The sequence below is a fragment of the Comamonas sp. 17RB genome (assembly GCF_030056555.1).
In the GTDB taxonomy this organism is placed as follows: domain Bacteria; phylum Pseudomonadota; class Gammaproteobacteria; order Burkholderiales; family Burkholderiaceae_C; genus Comamonas; species Comamonas terrigena.
Genome location: NZ_JASHHY010000002.1, coordinates 275,677 through 290,402 on the forward strand (window position 1 = coordinate 275,677; position 14,726 = coordinate 290,402).

Annotated in this window: 14 protein-coding genes, 1 tRNA gene and 1 pseudogene; 11 read left to right on the forward strand and 5 right to left on the reverse strand. The window is 57.4% G+C overall.

All coding sequences use genetic code 11. The features are described from left to right. Positions 1-3 precede the first annotated feature (3 nt). Positions 4-309, forward strand: a complete 306-nt coding sequence (locus tag QM470_RS04490; RefSeq protein WP_066536775.1) for an urease subunit beta — start codon at positions 4-6, stop codon at positions 307-309. Beyond that, positions 309-2,027: an urease subunit alpha gene (gene ureC, locus QM470_RS04495; protein ID WP_283338352.1), complete on the forward strand. Its 1,719-nt coding sequence runs from the start codon at positions 309-311 to the stop codon at positions 2,025-2,027. Before QM470_RS04490 ends, ureC begins: the two co-directional genes overlap by 1 nt. 21 nt (positions 2,028-2,048) lie before the next feature. Here ureC and QM470_RS04500 read toward each other — a convergent pair whose 3' ends face one another. Next, entirely contained in the window at positions 2,049-2,519 is a 471-nt protein-coding gene (locus QM470_RS04500; protein WP_283338353.1) for a gamma-glutamylcyclotransferase family protein, read from the reverse strand. A 48-nt stretch (positions 2,520-2,567) separates the two neighbouring features. On the opposite strand from QM470_RS04500, the gene ureE reads away from it, so the two are divergent. From ureE to QM470_RS04545, 9 genes and pseudogenes are all read left to right on the forward strand, one after another. Next, positions 2,568-3,179 (forward strand): urease accessory protein UreE, encoded by a 612-nt coding sequence (gene ureE, locus QM470_RS04505; RefSeq protein WP_283338354.1) that lies wholly within the window; start codon positions 2,568-2,570, stop codon positions 3,177-3,179. Continuing rightward, positions 3,176-3,508: a DMT family transporter gene (locus QM470_RS04510; RefSeq protein ID WP_283338355.1), complete on the forward strand. Its 333-nt coding sequence runs from the start codon at positions 3,176-3,178 to the stop codon at positions 3,506-3,508. The genes ureE and QM470_RS04510 overlap by 4 nt, the downstream gene beginning before the upstream one ends. Further along, entirely contained in the window at positions 3,505-4,215 is a 711-nt protein-coding gene (locus tag QM470_RS04515) for an urease accessory protein UreF (protein ID WP_283338356.1), read from the forward strand. The genes QM470_RS04510 and QM470_RS04515 overlap by 4 nt, the downstream gene beginning before the upstream one ends. Further along, positions 4,212-4,877 (forward strand): urease accessory protein UreG, encoded by a 666-nt coding sequence (gene ureG / locus QM470_RS04520; protein WP_283338357.1) that lies wholly within the window; start codon positions 4,212-4,214, stop codon positions 4,875-4,877. The genes QM470_RS04515 and ureG overlap by 4 nt, the downstream gene beginning before the upstream one ends. 53 nt (positions 4,878-4,930) lie before the next feature. Further along, positions 4,931-5,020: transfer RNA gene (locus tag QM470_RS04525), tRNA-Ser, on the forward strand. A 239-nt stretch (positions 5,021-5,259) separates the two neighbouring features. Next, a pseudogene (locus tag QM470_RS04530) lies at positions 5,260-6,321 on the forward strand (IS3 family transposase); the annotation flags it as partial. A 379-nt stretch (positions 6,322-6,700) separates the two neighbouring features. Next, a complete protein-coding gene (locus QM470_RS04535) occupies positions 6,701-7,795 on the forward strand; it encodes a DNA cytosine methyltransferase (protein ID WP_283338358.1) in 1,095 nt (364 codons plus the stop codon). After that, complete coding sequence (locus QM470_RS04540; RefSeq protein ID WP_283338359.1) at positions 7,792-8,850, forward strand: DNA cytosine methyltransferase; 1,059 nt, start codon at positions 7,792-7,794, stop codon at positions 8,848-8,850. Before QM470_RS04535 ends, QM470_RS04540 begins: the two co-directional genes overlap by 4 nt. Positions 8,851-8,854: 4 nt before the next feature. Next, a complete protein-coding gene (locus QM470_RS04545; RefSeq protein WP_283338360.1) occupies positions 8,855-9,841 on the forward strand; it encodes an HNH endonuclease in 987 nt (328 codons plus the stop codon). Between the two features lie 16 nt (positions 9,842-9,857). Here the strand turns inward: QM470_RS04545 and QM470_RS04550 are convergent, their stop codons facing one another. The 4 genes from QM470_RS04550 to QM470_RS04565 form a co-directional block, all read right to left on the reverse strand. Further along, positions 9,858-11,333, reverse strand: coding sequence for a restriction endonuclease (locus tag QM470_RS04550; RefSeq protein WP_283338361.1), 1,476 nt, complete (start codon positions 11,331-11,333; stop codon positions 9,858-9,860). A 324-nt stretch (positions 11,334-11,657) separates the two neighbouring features. Further along, on the reverse strand, positions 11,658-11,921 hold the full coding sequence (locus QM470_RS04555; RefSeq protein ID WP_283338362.1) for a hypothetical protein: 264 nt from the start codon (positions 11,919-11,921) through the stop codon (positions 11,658-11,660). A 422-nt stretch (positions 11,922-12,343) separates the two neighbouring features. Beyond that, positions 12,344-13,261 (reverse strand): aldo/keto reductase, encoded by a 918-nt coding sequence (locus tag QM470_RS04560; protein WP_283338568.1) that lies wholly within the window; start codon positions 13,259-13,261, stop codon positions 12,344-12,346. A gap of 29 nt (positions 13,262-13,290) precedes the next feature. Beyond that, positions 13,291-14,652 (reverse strand): NTP/NDP exchange transporter, encoded by a 1,362-nt coding sequence (locus QM470_RS04565; RefSeq protein ID WP_283338363.1) that lies wholly within the window; start codon positions 14,650-14,652, stop codon positions 13,291-13,293. Positions 14,653-14,726: the final 74 nt, after the last annotated feature.

The following is a 14,726-nucleotide window of genomic DNA, read 5'->3' on the forward strand; positions in this document are numbered from 1 at the left end:
CGCATGATTCCCGGAGAACTGCTACTGGACGAGGGTGCCCACCCTCTCAACCCGGGCCGCCGCACCGTGGCCCTGGTGGTGCGCAATGCCAGCGACCGCCCGATCCAGGTCGGATCGCACTACCACTTTGCCGAAACCAATGCGGGACTGTCCTTCGACCGCGACGCCGCACACGGTATGCGCCTGAACATCGCCAGCGGCATGGCCGTGCGCTTCGAGCCGGGCCAGCAACGCACGGTGGAACTGGTGGACATGGGCGGCGACCGCAAAATCTACGGCTTTCGCGGCCTGGTACAGGGAGACTTGTGATGGCACAGATGGACCGACGCGCCTATGCCGAAACGTTTGGCCCCACCGTGGGCGACCGTGTGCGCCTGGCCGACACCGAGCTGCTGATTGAAGTCGAAAAGGACTTCACGCTGGCCGCCGGCGGCTATGGCGAGGAAGTGAAATTCGGCGGCGGCAAGACCATCCGCGACGGCATGGCGCAAAGCCAGCGCAGCCGCGCGCAGGGCGCCATGGACACGGTGCTGACGAATGCGCTGATCATCGACCACTGGGGCATCGTCAAGGCCGACATCGGCCTGCTGGGCGGCCGCATTGCCGCCATCGGCAAGGCGGGCAACCCGGACACGCAGCCGGGGGTGGACATCATCATCGGCCCGGGGACCGAAATCATCAGCTGCGAGGGGCTGATCGTCACCGCCGGCGGCATCGACACCCACATCCACTTCATCGCACCGCAGCAGATCGAAGAGGCGCTGACCAGCGGCGTGACCACCATGATCGGCGGCGGCACGGGCCCGGCCACCGGCACCTTTGCCACCACCTGCACGCCCGGCCCCTGGAACATGGAACGCATGCTGCAAGCCGCTGACGCCTTCCCCATGAACCTCGGGTTTCTGGGCAAGGGCAACGCCAGCCTGCCGCAGGGCCTGCACGAGCAGATCAGCGCCGGGGCCATCGGCCTGAAGCTGCACGAAGACTGGGGCAGCACGCCCGCGGCCATCGACAACTGCCTGACCGTGGCCGAAGAGACTGACACGCAGGTGGCCATCCACACCGACACGCTGAACGAGTCCGGCTTTGTGGAAGACACCGTGGCCGCCTTCAAGGGCCGCACCATCCACACCTTCCACACCGAAGGCGCAGGTGGCGGCCATGCGCCCGACATCCTGAAGGTGGTGGGCGAGGCCAATGTGCTGCCCAGCTCCACCAACCCCACGCGCCCCTACACCATCAACACGCTGGACGAACACGTCGACATGCTGATGGTCTGCCACCACCTGGATGCCGGCATTGCCGAAGACCTGGCCTTTGCCGAGAGCCGCATCCGCAAGGAGACGATTGCGGCCGAGGACATCCTGCACGACATCGGCGCGATCAGCATGTTCAGCTCCGACAGCCAGGCCATGGGCCGCGTGGGAGAAGTGATCCTGCGCACCTGGCAGACCGCGCACAAGATGAAGCTACAGCGCGGTGCACTGCCAGGTGACGGCGCGCGCAACGACAACTTCCGCGTCAAGCGCTACATCGCCAAGTACACGATCAACCCCGCCATCGCCCACGGCATCAGCCACGAAGTGGGCAGCATCGAAGTGGGCAAATGGGCCGACATCGTGTTGTGGAAGCCCGCTTTCTTTGGGGTCAAACCCGCCTGCATCCTGAAAGGCGGCTTCATTGCCATGGCGGCCATGGGCGACCCCAATGCGTCCATCCCCACGCCGCAGCCGGTGCACTACCGGCCCATGTTCGGCAGCTTTGGCGGCGCCATTGCCAGGACCTCGCTCACCTTTGTCTCCCAGGCCGGTCTGGCCGCGGACATTGGCCAGCGCTTCGGCCTGCACAAGACGCTGTCGGCCGTCAAAGGCATTCGCGGCGTGCGCAAGCAGCACATGGTCCACAACGATCTGGCCCCCCACATGGAAGTGGATGCCCAGACCTATGCCGTGCGTGCCAACGGGGATCTGCTGACCTGCGAACCTGCGCACAACCTGCCAATGGCGCAGCGCTATTTCCTGTTCTGATGAGGGCCGCGCATGCCCTGCCTAGCCCTGCGGCTTGCCCGCCCTGAACCACGCCAGCCAGTCACCGGCAGGCACGCGCGGGCAGCGGGCCAGAGCCTGCGGCAGGGCTTCGTACACCAGCATGCGGCAGGTCACCACCAGCCCATCTCCCTGCTGCACGGCCTGGGCCAGCATCCGCTTGCGGTACTGGCCCAGATCCTGCGGCCAGATGTCTTCCAGCCGGTCCAGCTGCTGCTCCAGCGCGGGATGCAGGGGGTAAACCTCGGCCAGTATCGGCCCCTGTCCATCCAATTGCAGGCCGGGCCACTGGCCCATGTCCCACAAGCTGCCCTGCAGCCAGGTGGTGCCCACCTGCGCAATGCCGGGCTGAAAGCGCCGGATGTCATTGCTGCCGCCTTCACGCAGCGTGCCGTACACCGCCACATGCTCTGCGCCACAGCTGTGCCAGGGTGGCATCGCCGCAGGAAAAGGCTGGAAATCGTCTCTTGACATGCATGTCATGCTATCGCTTTCAAAGTCCTTTTTGCACCTGAATTCACCATGTTGACCGCCAACAAACTGCTGCCCCAAGGCCAAGGCCTGTCTGCCCCTCTGCTCAAACGCGCTGCGACCGTGGAGCTGGACTGGGATGTGCGCCAGAAGAGCCGTTTTGCCGCCACCGACAGCCAGGGTCGCGAACTGGCGATCTTTCTGCCGCGCGGCCAGGCCGTGCGCGGCGGCGACGTGCTGGTGGCCGAGGATGGATCGCTGGTCCGCGTGCTGGCAGCGCCGCAAAAAGTGCTGCACATCACCGCCTGCGCAGTGCACGGATCGCCCTTCGATCTCATGCGCGCCGCGTACCACCTGGGCAACCGGCATGTCCCGATCGAGCTGCAGCCCGACCATCTGAAGATCGAGCCCGACCATGTGCTGGCCGATATGCTGCGCAGCATGCACATGACCGTGGTGGAAGCCGATCTGCCGTTCGAGCCGGAAGGCGGAGCCTATGGCGGCCATGTGACCAATGACGGCCACAGCCACCACCACCATGGTCATGGCCACGCGCATGAACACGCCCCAGGGCACAGCCATGACCACGGACACGCCCATGACCACGGCCATGCGCACGGTCACGATCATGGGCACGACCACGGAAAGTGCAACCACGGATGAACTGGCTGTTCCTGATCGCCGCCGGCCTGTGCGAGATCTTCTACGCAGCCGCCATGCCGCGCACCGAAGGTTTCACTCGCCTGGGGCCCAGCCTGTTCTGCGTGGCCTTCATCGCAGCCAGCATGTACCTGCTTTCGCTGGCCACGCGCAGCATTCCCGTGGGCACGGCCTACGCCGTCTGGGTGGGCATTGGCGCCGTGGGCACCGCCGCCTACGGCATGCTGTTTCGGGATGAAGACCGCAGCCTGGCCCGCATGGCCTGTTTCGGCATGATCGTGATGGGCATTGTGGGCCTCAAATTTCTGAGCCTGCGCGGAGAACCGGCATGAGCAGCAGCGCCCCTTTGCAGCTTGCGCCCAGCAGCTTTCTGCAACTGATGTGGCTGGCTTCGCCCGCCTTGCCGATCGGCGGCTTTTCCTATTCGGAAGGCCTGGAATCCGCCATCCAGGCGGAGCTGGTCACTAACGAAAGCGAAGCCGCACACTGGCTGGTGCAGCAGCTGCACCTGACCCAGTCCCGCGGCGACATGGCGGTGATTGCGCAGGCAGCAGCGGCCTGGCACAGCGATGACCGCGAGCGCATTGCTGCACTCAACCAGTGGGTGCGCACCACACGCGAAACCAGCGAGCTGCGGCTGCAAACCGAGCAGATGGGCCGGTCGCTGGTGGACTGGCTGCGCAACCGCCATGCCGGTGATGCGGCGCTGCAGCCCGCCATCGCCTGGCTGGGCACGCAGGATGCCAGCTACCCGATTGCGTTCTCGTTCGCCGCACACTGCACCGGCGCCACAGGGCGCGACGCGCTGCTGGCCTATGCCTTCGGCTGGGCCGAGAACATGGTGCAGGCCGCCATCAAGGCCGTGCCGCTGGGCCAGAGCGCAGGCCAGCGCATCCTGGCGCAGCTGACCCAGGACATACCGCAGGCGGTTGACCATGCCCTGGCCCTGCCAGACCATGGCCGGCAAGCCTTTTCTCCCATGCTGGCGATTCTGTCGGCCCAGCATGAACACCTGTATTCACGCCTTTTCAGATCATGACCACCTCTGCACTGCACCACATCCCCCACCGCACCAAGAAACTGCCGCCGCTGCGCGTGGGCATTGGCGGGCCCGTGGGCTCGGGCAAGACCACGATCCTGGAGATGCTCTGCAAGGCCATGCGCGACAAATGGGACCTGGTCGCCATCACCAACGACATCTACACCAAGGAAGACCAGCGCCTGCTGACCATCAGCGGCGCGCTGCCGGCCGAGCGCATCATGGGTGTGGAGACCGGAGGCTGCCCCCACACCGCCATCCGCGAAGATGCATCCATCAACCTGGAAGCCATTGACCGCATGCTCAAGGACTTTCCCGATGCCGACATCGTCTTCATCGAATCCGGCGGCGACAACCTGGCAGCGACCTTCAGCCCCGAACTGTCGGATTTGACGATCTATGTGATCGATGTGGCCGCCGGCGAGAAGATCCCGCGCAAGGGCGGCCCCGGCATCACCAAGAGCGACCTGTTCGTCATCAACAAGACCGACCTGGCCCCGCATGTGGGCGCCAACCTGGACATCATGCGCAGCGACACCGTGAAGCAGCGCATCACACCCAAGGGGCTCAAGCCTTTTGTGATGACCAACCTCAAGACCCTGGACGGCCTGGATGAGGTGGTGCAGTTCATCGAACGCCAGGGCCTGCTGCAGACCGCCTGATTGCGCTGCGCGGCCCCGGAGGCCGCCGCGCTTTGTGTAGAATCGACGCCTTCGGAGGTTTGGGTGAGTGGTTTAAACCAGCAGTCTTGAAAACTGCCGAAGGAGTGATCCTTCCGTGAGTTCGAATCTCACAGCCTCCGCCAGATGACTAGAAAAAAAGCGCCTTCCCGGCGCTTTTTTATTTTGATCCACCATCTTTTCTACTATCAGATTTGAGATTGGAATGGACAACCCTGGACAGGGCCGCACACATACGGCGGCTAACTAGGTGCGACTGGACAGACTCTATCTCTCGGAAAACCGCCTCTACTAAGTACGCATTGGGCTGTTACCGGTTTCAAAGGCACCTTGTTAAGGTGAAAAGTGCAACCGGAGGTGGTTTATGGGAACGAGACAGCAGTTCAACTGAGAATTCAAGGTTGAAGCGGTAAGCTATTGACCGAGCGAGGGATTGCGTAGGCCCAAGCTCCGCAACACCTAGATGTACATGAGACGCGGTCGAGGACATTGATACGCGAACTGACGGCGGACCGGCAGCTGGCGCTTCCTGGAAAGGGCGTGATGAAGCCCGAGCAGGCCAAAATAGAGCGGCTGTGCAGGGAAGTTGCCAAGCTCACAATGGAGCGCGACATCTTGAAAGAAACCGAGGCCTTCTTCGCCAAGGCGTCGATGCGAAGTTCGACTTCGTTGCGAAACCCCAAGAGGCGTGGCCGGTAAATCTGATGTGCGAGGCGCTCGGTATCTCGCGAAGTGGCTTCTACGCCTGGCTGGTGAAGCCACGCAGCCAACGCAGCCCGAATGATGAGCGGTTAGGTGCGCAAATACGGCAAAGCTTCTTGGTAGCGGCCGTATATACGGGGCGCGGCGCGTGTGGCATGACGTGCTGGCACTGCGGACTGCACTGCATTGAGCGACGAGCAGGCGCTACGCGCACGACCTCGTCGTCGAAGCCTGTTCAAGGACCTTGGCGAGCGCAGTGCCATCGCATGACAACGTGCTTGACCGCCAGTTCCAGGCCGATGTGCCAACCCGCAAATGGATGACCGACTTTACCTGGCTGAAGGCTGGCTGTATGTGGCGGTAGTGCTGGACCTGTACTTGCGACGCATCGTGAGTTGGTCGATGCAGCCAGCATGATCAGCCAACTCGTGACTGACGTGCTGATGATGACTGCCTAGCGTCATGGGCAGCCGCAGCAATTGCTGCATCACTCTGACCAGGGCAGCGAATACACCAGTGAACACTTTTCCAGCGTCTGCTGACTGAGCAAGGCATCGCGTGCAACATGAGCCGTGCTGACGAAGTCTGGGGCAACTTGGCATGGAGAGCTTCTTCAGTAGGCTGAAAACGGAGCGCACGGCTCGCGCAAGCGAGCGAAGTCAGATGTGTTGAGCGGTGTACACACCCTACGCGTCGGCACTCGATGCCTAGGTACATCAAACCGAGAAAGCTCAAGAAATTTAGGCTGGGGTCTACGAGACTAAAAGCAAAAAAAATGCATACAACCTCCACCAAATTCATACAAATACATCCAACTACAAACATCTGCACAAAAGCTTCACTAGACTTACACCGTCAGGCAGAGCAGTGTCACAACAACTCGTCACCCCAGCTGCCGCGCTTTGACTCAACATGCTGCGACGGATGTGCTGAAGCAGCACCTTGCACACCTCATCTGACTCGTCCGACGGTGACGGACGCCAGCAGCAAGCCAAGAGTACTGGATATTTTCACAGCAATCGTTTATCATTGACTATGGGGAAGAGGCGTTAAACTGGAAGGTTTTAGCGTGAGCTTTCCTATTCGAAAGCGGGTTTAGTCTAATGTACGTAATTGATCTTTTCGCCGGAGCGGGCGGACTTAGTGTTGGCGCTCACTTAGCGGGAGGCAACGTCCGCGCGAGCATGGAGCTTAACGCGACTGCTTGCGACACCTTGCGTGCCAACGCCTCCTATCACGGTGAAGTTATCGAAGGCAGTGTGTGCGACATTACTGGCAAGAACTTACGCAAGATGGCTGGCCTCAAGGCAAAAGACCCTTTGGTGGTGGTCGGTGGCCCTCCATGCCAACCCTTCTCAAAGGCTGCTTATTGGACTGAGGCGGGCGAGGATGCTGCTTATCGACGCGCACGGGCTCAGGGCATAGAAGCTACACGCCCAATGCGTCCGACGCTGGTAAAAGCTGATGAGCGGCGTGATCTGGTGGCTGAGTTCATGCGTCTGGTAATTGAAAGTGATGCAAATGGCTTCGTTTTCGAGAACGTACCTAGCATCAAGCATCCCCGCAATATTCCCATCTACAACTCATTGATTGCAACCGCTTCGGCAGCAGGCTATGAATTAACCGAGCTTATCGCGAAAGCCGTTAACTACGGCGTTCCACAGGCACGCGAACGCGTCGTTGTTCTTGGGTCAAAAAAACGCAAGCCGATAGCTCCCAGGGAAACCCACACCTCACCAGCTAATCTCTGCGAAGGATTGCTTCCGTATGTGTCAGCTGGCGAGGCTTTGCAGGAATTCGAGTTGAAGAAATATTTTGAGCCAGAAGAAGTTGTTGTCGGACGATGGGCAGAACATCTCAAGGAGATTCCCCCTGGCTGGAATTACAAGGCTCTAACGGAGTGGGCCGGACATCCGAATCCATCATTCGTCGCGGAGACACGCTTTTGGAATTTCTTGCTAAAGCTCTCCCCAGAACGTCCATCTTGGACAATTGCAGCTTCGCCGGGGCCATGGACTGGCCCGTTCCACTGGGAAAACCGACGACTTCGGACGGTTGAACTTGCCGCACTTCAGGGTTTTCCAAGGGACTATCAAATCCAAGGACCACGCAGAGAGCGAATTCGTCAAATGGGTAATGCTGTGCCGGTGCCAGTGGCTAAGGCAATGATTGCTAGTGTGCTTGAATCTATCGAATGACCAATAAAAATAAGCTAACCTGTATTAGTCTCTTCACTGGTTGTGGTGGACTTGACATTGGTCTCGAAGCGGCCGGATTCAAGGTTGTAGCAGCCACAGATATTGACGATACTTGCGCGGAGTCATATGAACGCAATTATCCAGGAACACCATATATTGTTCGCTCGATTGGACTAGTGCCTACCCAGGAGCTGCTCGATGCTGCAAACCTAAAAAAAGGAGAGCTCGATCTTCTTGCGGGTGGTCCACCATGTCCGGCGTTTTCCAAGAGTCGTTTTTATAGAACGGATAAACCCAGAGCGCTGGATGACCCAGTTGCCAAAGAGACCGTCGGTGGCTATTTACGGATTTTAGAAGAGGCACGTCCGCGTGCATTCATATTGGAGAATGTTCGTGGACTGGCCTATGGGGTTCACAGAGAAGCGCTTGAGCATATACTTGAAACCGCAAAGCGCCTCGGCTATAAGACAAATTGGCAGATTGTGAATGCAGCAGACTATGGTGCACCACAAATCCGAGAGCGTTGTCTAGTCTTAGGAGCCCTCGATGGGGAAGTAATACCCGCTGCGCCAACGCACGCAAAAGCCCCCGATCTAGCTTCACCCTTACCTCGATGGGTCACTTCTGGCGATGTATTGAGTGACCTCGATACTCTCGAGAATGCAAATGACGATGGTCATTTTGCCGGAGGGAAGCACCATGCTCAGCTTCGGGAAATTCCTCCTGGAGATAACTATCTCTTCTTTACGGAAGAACGTGGCCATACTGCACCTTTGTTCAAGTGGCGCTCACGTTACTGGTCATTTCTATTGAAGCTGAGTCCTGATATGCCGTCCTGGACAATCCAAGCCAGGCGATCAAATAACATGGGGCCGTTTCACTGGAGAAGCAGAATACTTCGCATCGAAGAAATTAAAAGACTGCAAACCTTTCCCGATGAATACAAATTAGCAGGGAATATTGAAAGACAGTGGCGGCAAATCGGAAATGCTGTACCTCCCATTTTAGGACAGCGTTTTGGAGAGGCATTAGCAAAGCATTTGAATAAGAAATAACGACATGGCGACCTTAAGAAACCGCGAGCTTCTTGATCTTATAGTTGGTTCCATTTCTGAATCAGGCTGGAATTGCCTGATCATTGATACCAATAAACCGTTCCGGTTACGGATCTACGATAAAAGCAGCAAGGTTTTTGAGGTCGCTGTATATATTTGGAACTGCACTCACGGCGGTGGCACGAAGCGAGCGGCAGACGAATATCGAATTCAGCTTACCGGCGTTATTCCGCAGAGGACTGCAGGAGTTACAACAGCCATTTTGGGTTGGCACGAAGGGTATGGAGTATTCGCAGGTTTTGACATTGATTGGCATATAAATCAGAACTCACAATCTCCGTCAATTCAGATTAAAGAAGAGACTCTTAAGGCAGCGCATAAAAAAGCATTTTCTGTCTCACAACGACAAAATGGCGAACTAGCTGTAGCCTTTCGACCAGAATTTTTAGTTGACTATATTCTCAACTCCCGCTCACTGCATGAGCAAGGCATAAGCTCCCGAGATCTTTCACTTCTGAATGACTTGAGTACAGCTAATTCAGATTGCTTGGCCGACAAAAAAAATATTGAGCGAGAGACAGTAATATCTACTATTGCTAGAAAATACCGAGCAGCCGATTTTCGCGGTCGCGTCTTGAGTGCTTATCAGCATCGATGTGCATTTTGTGGGGTCCAGCTGAAGCTCATTGACGCTGCGCACATTATACCCGTTGCTTCGGAAGCTAGTACGGATGAAACCGTTAACGGCATCGCGCTTTGCAAGTTACATCATTTCGCTTATGATCGGAACTTGGTTTCCTTCAACGCTGACTACACGGTTGAAGTCAGTTCTTCAGAACAGTCCCGATTGGCGGCAAAAAATCTCGCAGGAGGTTTTGGCTCTTTTAAGAAAAGCTTACTGACGGCTATTATTTTACCAGCAGACAAACGCGATTACCCCTCCACGGAATATATTACAAAATCGCGGAAGATTCGACGCTGGACCCCCTAAAATATATTATTTTTTATTATTCGTCGTCGCGGACCTGAGGAGCCTTCAATGCAAGCACCTGATAGGCTGCCTTTTGGAGTTCATCAATCACGGCTGCAACACCCGACAATCTGTATTTTTTAAGCAGTTCCCCGTCAATGAGGATCGCCTGTAGATTAGATGAAGTCGCAAGTCCGTTTGCATAGACTTGGACCGTGCGCCTAAATGAACCAGTGGTGACCATTAGGATTACTTGAGCTTTGAGAACAACTGCCATCCCTACCTCTTTGGCAATATCTGAAACTTCCACTGAGGCAGTGTTCTTGCACTGGATAAGCCAACGGGAATAATGAAGGTGTACACCTTGCGCGATGAGGTCAACTTCGGCTTGTTGAGTCTTGGATGTTCGTTCACGAAAGCAGACAGGCAGCAGTCCAATGTCTCTCACGAGGCGCAGCGCCAGCAACTCCAGAGCTAGACCTCGGGTGTTTGTACTAGAATGCCCCAAGTCATCAAAAATTTCGCTTAGAGGAGTGGACAGCTTATCTCTAAGGTCGCTCGGGATACCGGACATACCCTCTGCCGGTAGTTCAATGTTCAGATTCCTGAGTGCATCGCAAACGCAGGCCTCACCCGAATCACCTCCGCGTCCATCTCCCGTGCCTCGAACTTCAAGCATGCCTACGCTCACCAACGGCGTAATCACTTTTTCACGAAGCTTTCCCTCCGGAAAAATACCTCGACCATGAGTTGTCTCGCACAGCCGTTTGATTTGGCGAACCTGCAGCCAATCTCCTGCGTTGGATACATCTAATCTCTTTGCCTGCTTCGCGAAAACTCGTTGCGCCCGTGTTAGGCCGTTCCAGACCTGGAGAAATCCCGATCCCACCCCGATAAGAGCAGTCAATGCGGTATCGTTGATCTTCCAGTCATCAGATACTAGTTCTGATGCTTCAAGCCATTGCCTAATCTTGGGCGCATTCACTTCGTTCTCAGTGACAACAAACTGCCTAGAGCGAAGCTCATCCCGAATTGACTGAAGGTCGATAGATTCACCTCGTGCCCGAATCATCGCGACCGCGTCGAGAAGTTCAAGTCCATGTGCGTTCAAGAGCAAGTACTTTGAGAATGCGTCTGACGCATCTTTTTCACCGAGAACCAACATTTCCTTGGCCATATCAGTCAATACGGGAGTTACTTTGCCGCCTTTTTTTTCTAGTAAGCAGCACTGCGACATGCCGATGAGGACATTTCGCGCACGTTTCTTACGTTGTCCTTTTTCATTAGGTGTCTTCAGGATCTTTGGGCGCGTCTGTAGCACTGCCAGCATACCCTCTAGATCACCAGAATAATTCTGGTAAGGCTCAAGTAGTTTTAGCACTTCCCATATTTTTTTTATATCCAGCGTTCCAGGGGAAAATTCGTTCATGTTCGGCAATTTTTTCTGTGCCGGACATATGCGCGTTGTTTTTTCAGTTCTATCGTTCATGGGTTCTTTTGTGATCTCATTCATGTGATTTCGACCTCCTTGAGGGTATTAGATTCTTCTACGTTCGCGCGTTTCTAGGTCGATGGCGAAAAATTTACCGCAACTAAGCTTAAGGCTGGAGCTTTCACAACAGATGGAACCGTGACGTGCTGCCTGAGACAGCGAACACATGAGCGACAACCTGAAGCTAAGCCAGCGCAATACTGCTACCGAGCGGATGGTAATGAACCACAGAGCACGCAGCCAAGCATTTAAAAATTTGAAAGCGTACAAGACAAAAATGGGTCTATTGTTTGGTCTAGGTGAAAGATGGCGCCACCAACTTGCAAAATTAGCAAAAAACCTGCTTCAGCCGTACCCTAGAGACTCATCCCTTTGGTTTTTTGCACGCTCAATCTCATTCGGACTAATGATTAATTTAACCTTTTCCGCTTCAAGATTCAGGCTGAGTAAAGCCATCTGAAACTGCAGGTTCACGAGTTGAGCAAGAAGGATACCGTAACAGATTGCATCCGTTGTAGTTCTGGCTTTAACCGTCAACTTGCCCACCAATTGGACCAAGCTACCACGCTGCATTTCCATGCCTGCGACTCCTGCACCATTGATGGGCATGCCAAGGTCAAGGGAAACCGCAGCGCCATGTTCCGCACTTGTGGTGATACGGCTTGGAGCAACTGGATTAGGTTGTGCTTCACTCGGCTGCACAAGCCCCTGAATCGGTCATCTTTTCCTAGATAGCTTCCAGCCTGAAGGAATTACGTTTCTCGAACTCAGCCGTAGACAGGCCACCCACAGACGAATGACTGCGGATGAAGTTGCAGAACATCTCGATGCAGCTAAAGGTTGCGCTGTGGGCTTCTTGCCTTTCCGCATAGATTTGTAGGCTGTGCTGCCTTCGGGCAGCCGCTCCGACCCACGAGATATCGGTCACCGCCCACAATATCTCCGGCTACCCACGAAGGAGCACACGACTGGCGACGTGACGGCGCTGCGCGATCCAGGCCACTGAGTCGACACAGATCAGCCCGGCCCTTTCAGATGCCAAGCGAGCGCTGCCGCCAGAACGATGGCTCAGGTATGGCCCCCATCCCTGCCTGGGCGTTGTCCAGCATATGTTCCGGGCGGCTGGTCCCTGGAATGACACAAGTGACGGCCGGGTTGCTGAGCACAAACTTCAGCAGCACCTGCGCCCAGCTGGTGCAGCTGATTTCCTGCGCCCAGTCTGGCAAAGGCTTCTCCCGCAGCCCTCGCAGCAGCCCTCCTCCGCCAAACGGCTGATTGATCAGCACGGCGACGCCCTTGTCCATCGCCAGAGGAAGCAATGTCTCGGCAGCGCTTTGGTCGTCCACCGCATAGTTAATCTGCAGGAAATCCAGTGGCTCGCGCCGGAGCACGGCCTCCACTTCGCGGAACGCGGAGGAGGTGTAGTGCGTAATGCCCACATACCGGACCTTGCCCTGGCTTTTCCACTCACGCAGCGTCGCCAAGTGCGTCTGCCAGTCCACCAGGTTGTGCACCTGCATCAGGTCCAGCTTGTGCGTACCCAGCAAGGACATGGACGCTTCCATTTGCCGGATTCCAGCCTCGCGCCCGGAAGTCCAGACCTTGGTCGCCAGGAATGCCTTGGTACGGTGGTTCGACTTCGCCAGGAGCTCCCCGGTGGTCTTTTCGGAGCGACCGTACATGGGCGAGCTGTCCAGAACCGTGCCGCCTGCATCAAAGAGCGCCTCCACCACCCCTGGCAGGCGCGCATACTCGGCACTGCCTGGGGCATGGCCAAAGCCCTGCCAGGTGCCGCAACCAACCACTGGCAGCAGCTCGCCCGTCGAGGGAATTTTTCGTGTGATCATCCTTCCTCCCTGGGCCCCAGCGGTCGCGGCCAACGCACCTGGCCCCAGGGTGGCGGAGAGCGCTGCCGCCGCAGTGGCTCGCAGGAGCTGTGCCCGGTTGATGCCTGCAGAAAACGGTCCAATGGGTTCGGTCATGTGGCCTCCGAAGTGGTTACAGATTCCTTGGTGGTGGCGGCATCAGCCCTCTGCCGCATGGTGTCCTGACGCTTTGCGAGCCAGACGCACAGCGCACACCAGGTTGCCGCTACAGGCATGGCCACCACCGCAATGCCCCCCAGCCCTGCACCGACTGCAGACAGCGCCGAAGACAACCAGCCGCTGACCGCATCGCCTCCGCGGTACACCAGCGTCTCAATGGCGTTTTTCGCCTTGTATTTCTCTTCACGGCTGACCACGGTGAACAGTACCTCGCGCGCCGGTCTGGCAATTGCGTAATCCTGCGCGCGCCGCGCTACCTGCACCACGGCGAGCACCAGGAGCGTCGGCGCCAGCGCGAGCGCACCAAACGCAGCCACCGTCACCACAGGCAGTATGGCCAAGCAGAGCACCAGCCCGAATCGCTTCATCAGGCGTCCGGTGAGGAAAACTTGCAATGCCAGCGTCAGCGACGAGACACTGAAGTCGACTGCCGCGAAATACCGGGTTCTGGAGACGGTATCGGTCAACGACCCGGCAACGATGCGGCCCTGCTCAAAGTACAGAAACGTTGACGCAGCGGTGTGCAGCAGCAGATACGCACATATACCCAACAGGTAGGGGGACTTGGCAATCAAGGACAGCCCCGCCCACACCTGGCCGCCCAGCGGGATCGACTGGGGATGTGGTGCCTGAGCGCTGTCGCCGCCTTCCCTGGATGGGCCGGGATATATCCCACGGAAGCACCGCAACGCCACCTCCAGAAGCAAGGCAGCGAGCAAAGCAAGCGCCATGGGGCCGAGCAGGCTCACGGCCGCGGCAGCCACAGCGGGTCCGATGATGGTGCCGAACGTCCCTCCAGCCGCGATGAATCCGAAGAGCCTGCGGCCCTGCTCACTGCTGAAGCAGTCGTCCAGCACGCTCCAGAAAATGCTGACCACAAACAGGTTGAAGACGCTTACCCACACGAAGAAGGTTCTGCCCAGCCACACGCTGTCCGCATGGAGGGCCATCGCCACACTGAATGCCAGCAAGGTCACCGCGAAGAGACGGTAGGCGAGCGGTACAAACCGGCGCGGTGGCAACTTCGTGACCAGGAAGCCAAACGCCGGCACCAGCAAAAGCATCGCGACGAAGGTGGCGGTGAAAAGCCAGCGCAGCTCTTGCGGCCCCCCCACAAGGCCCATGGCATCCCGCAGCGGTCTCAGCAGGTAGTAGCCCGACAGCAGGCAGCCGAACCAGGCAAAGCCCAAGAGCACCGCCTTCACTTCATCGGGCTCGACGGCAACCACACGGCGCAAAAGCCGATGCGTGTATGACGCCGCGCGCGGGACGCTACCCAAGGGGGGAATGGCCATGTCAAAGACTGAAGTGAGAAGTGAATCCACCAGATTTTGGTAGCCCGTTCACAGGCCCTGCTTCCATTCCCATC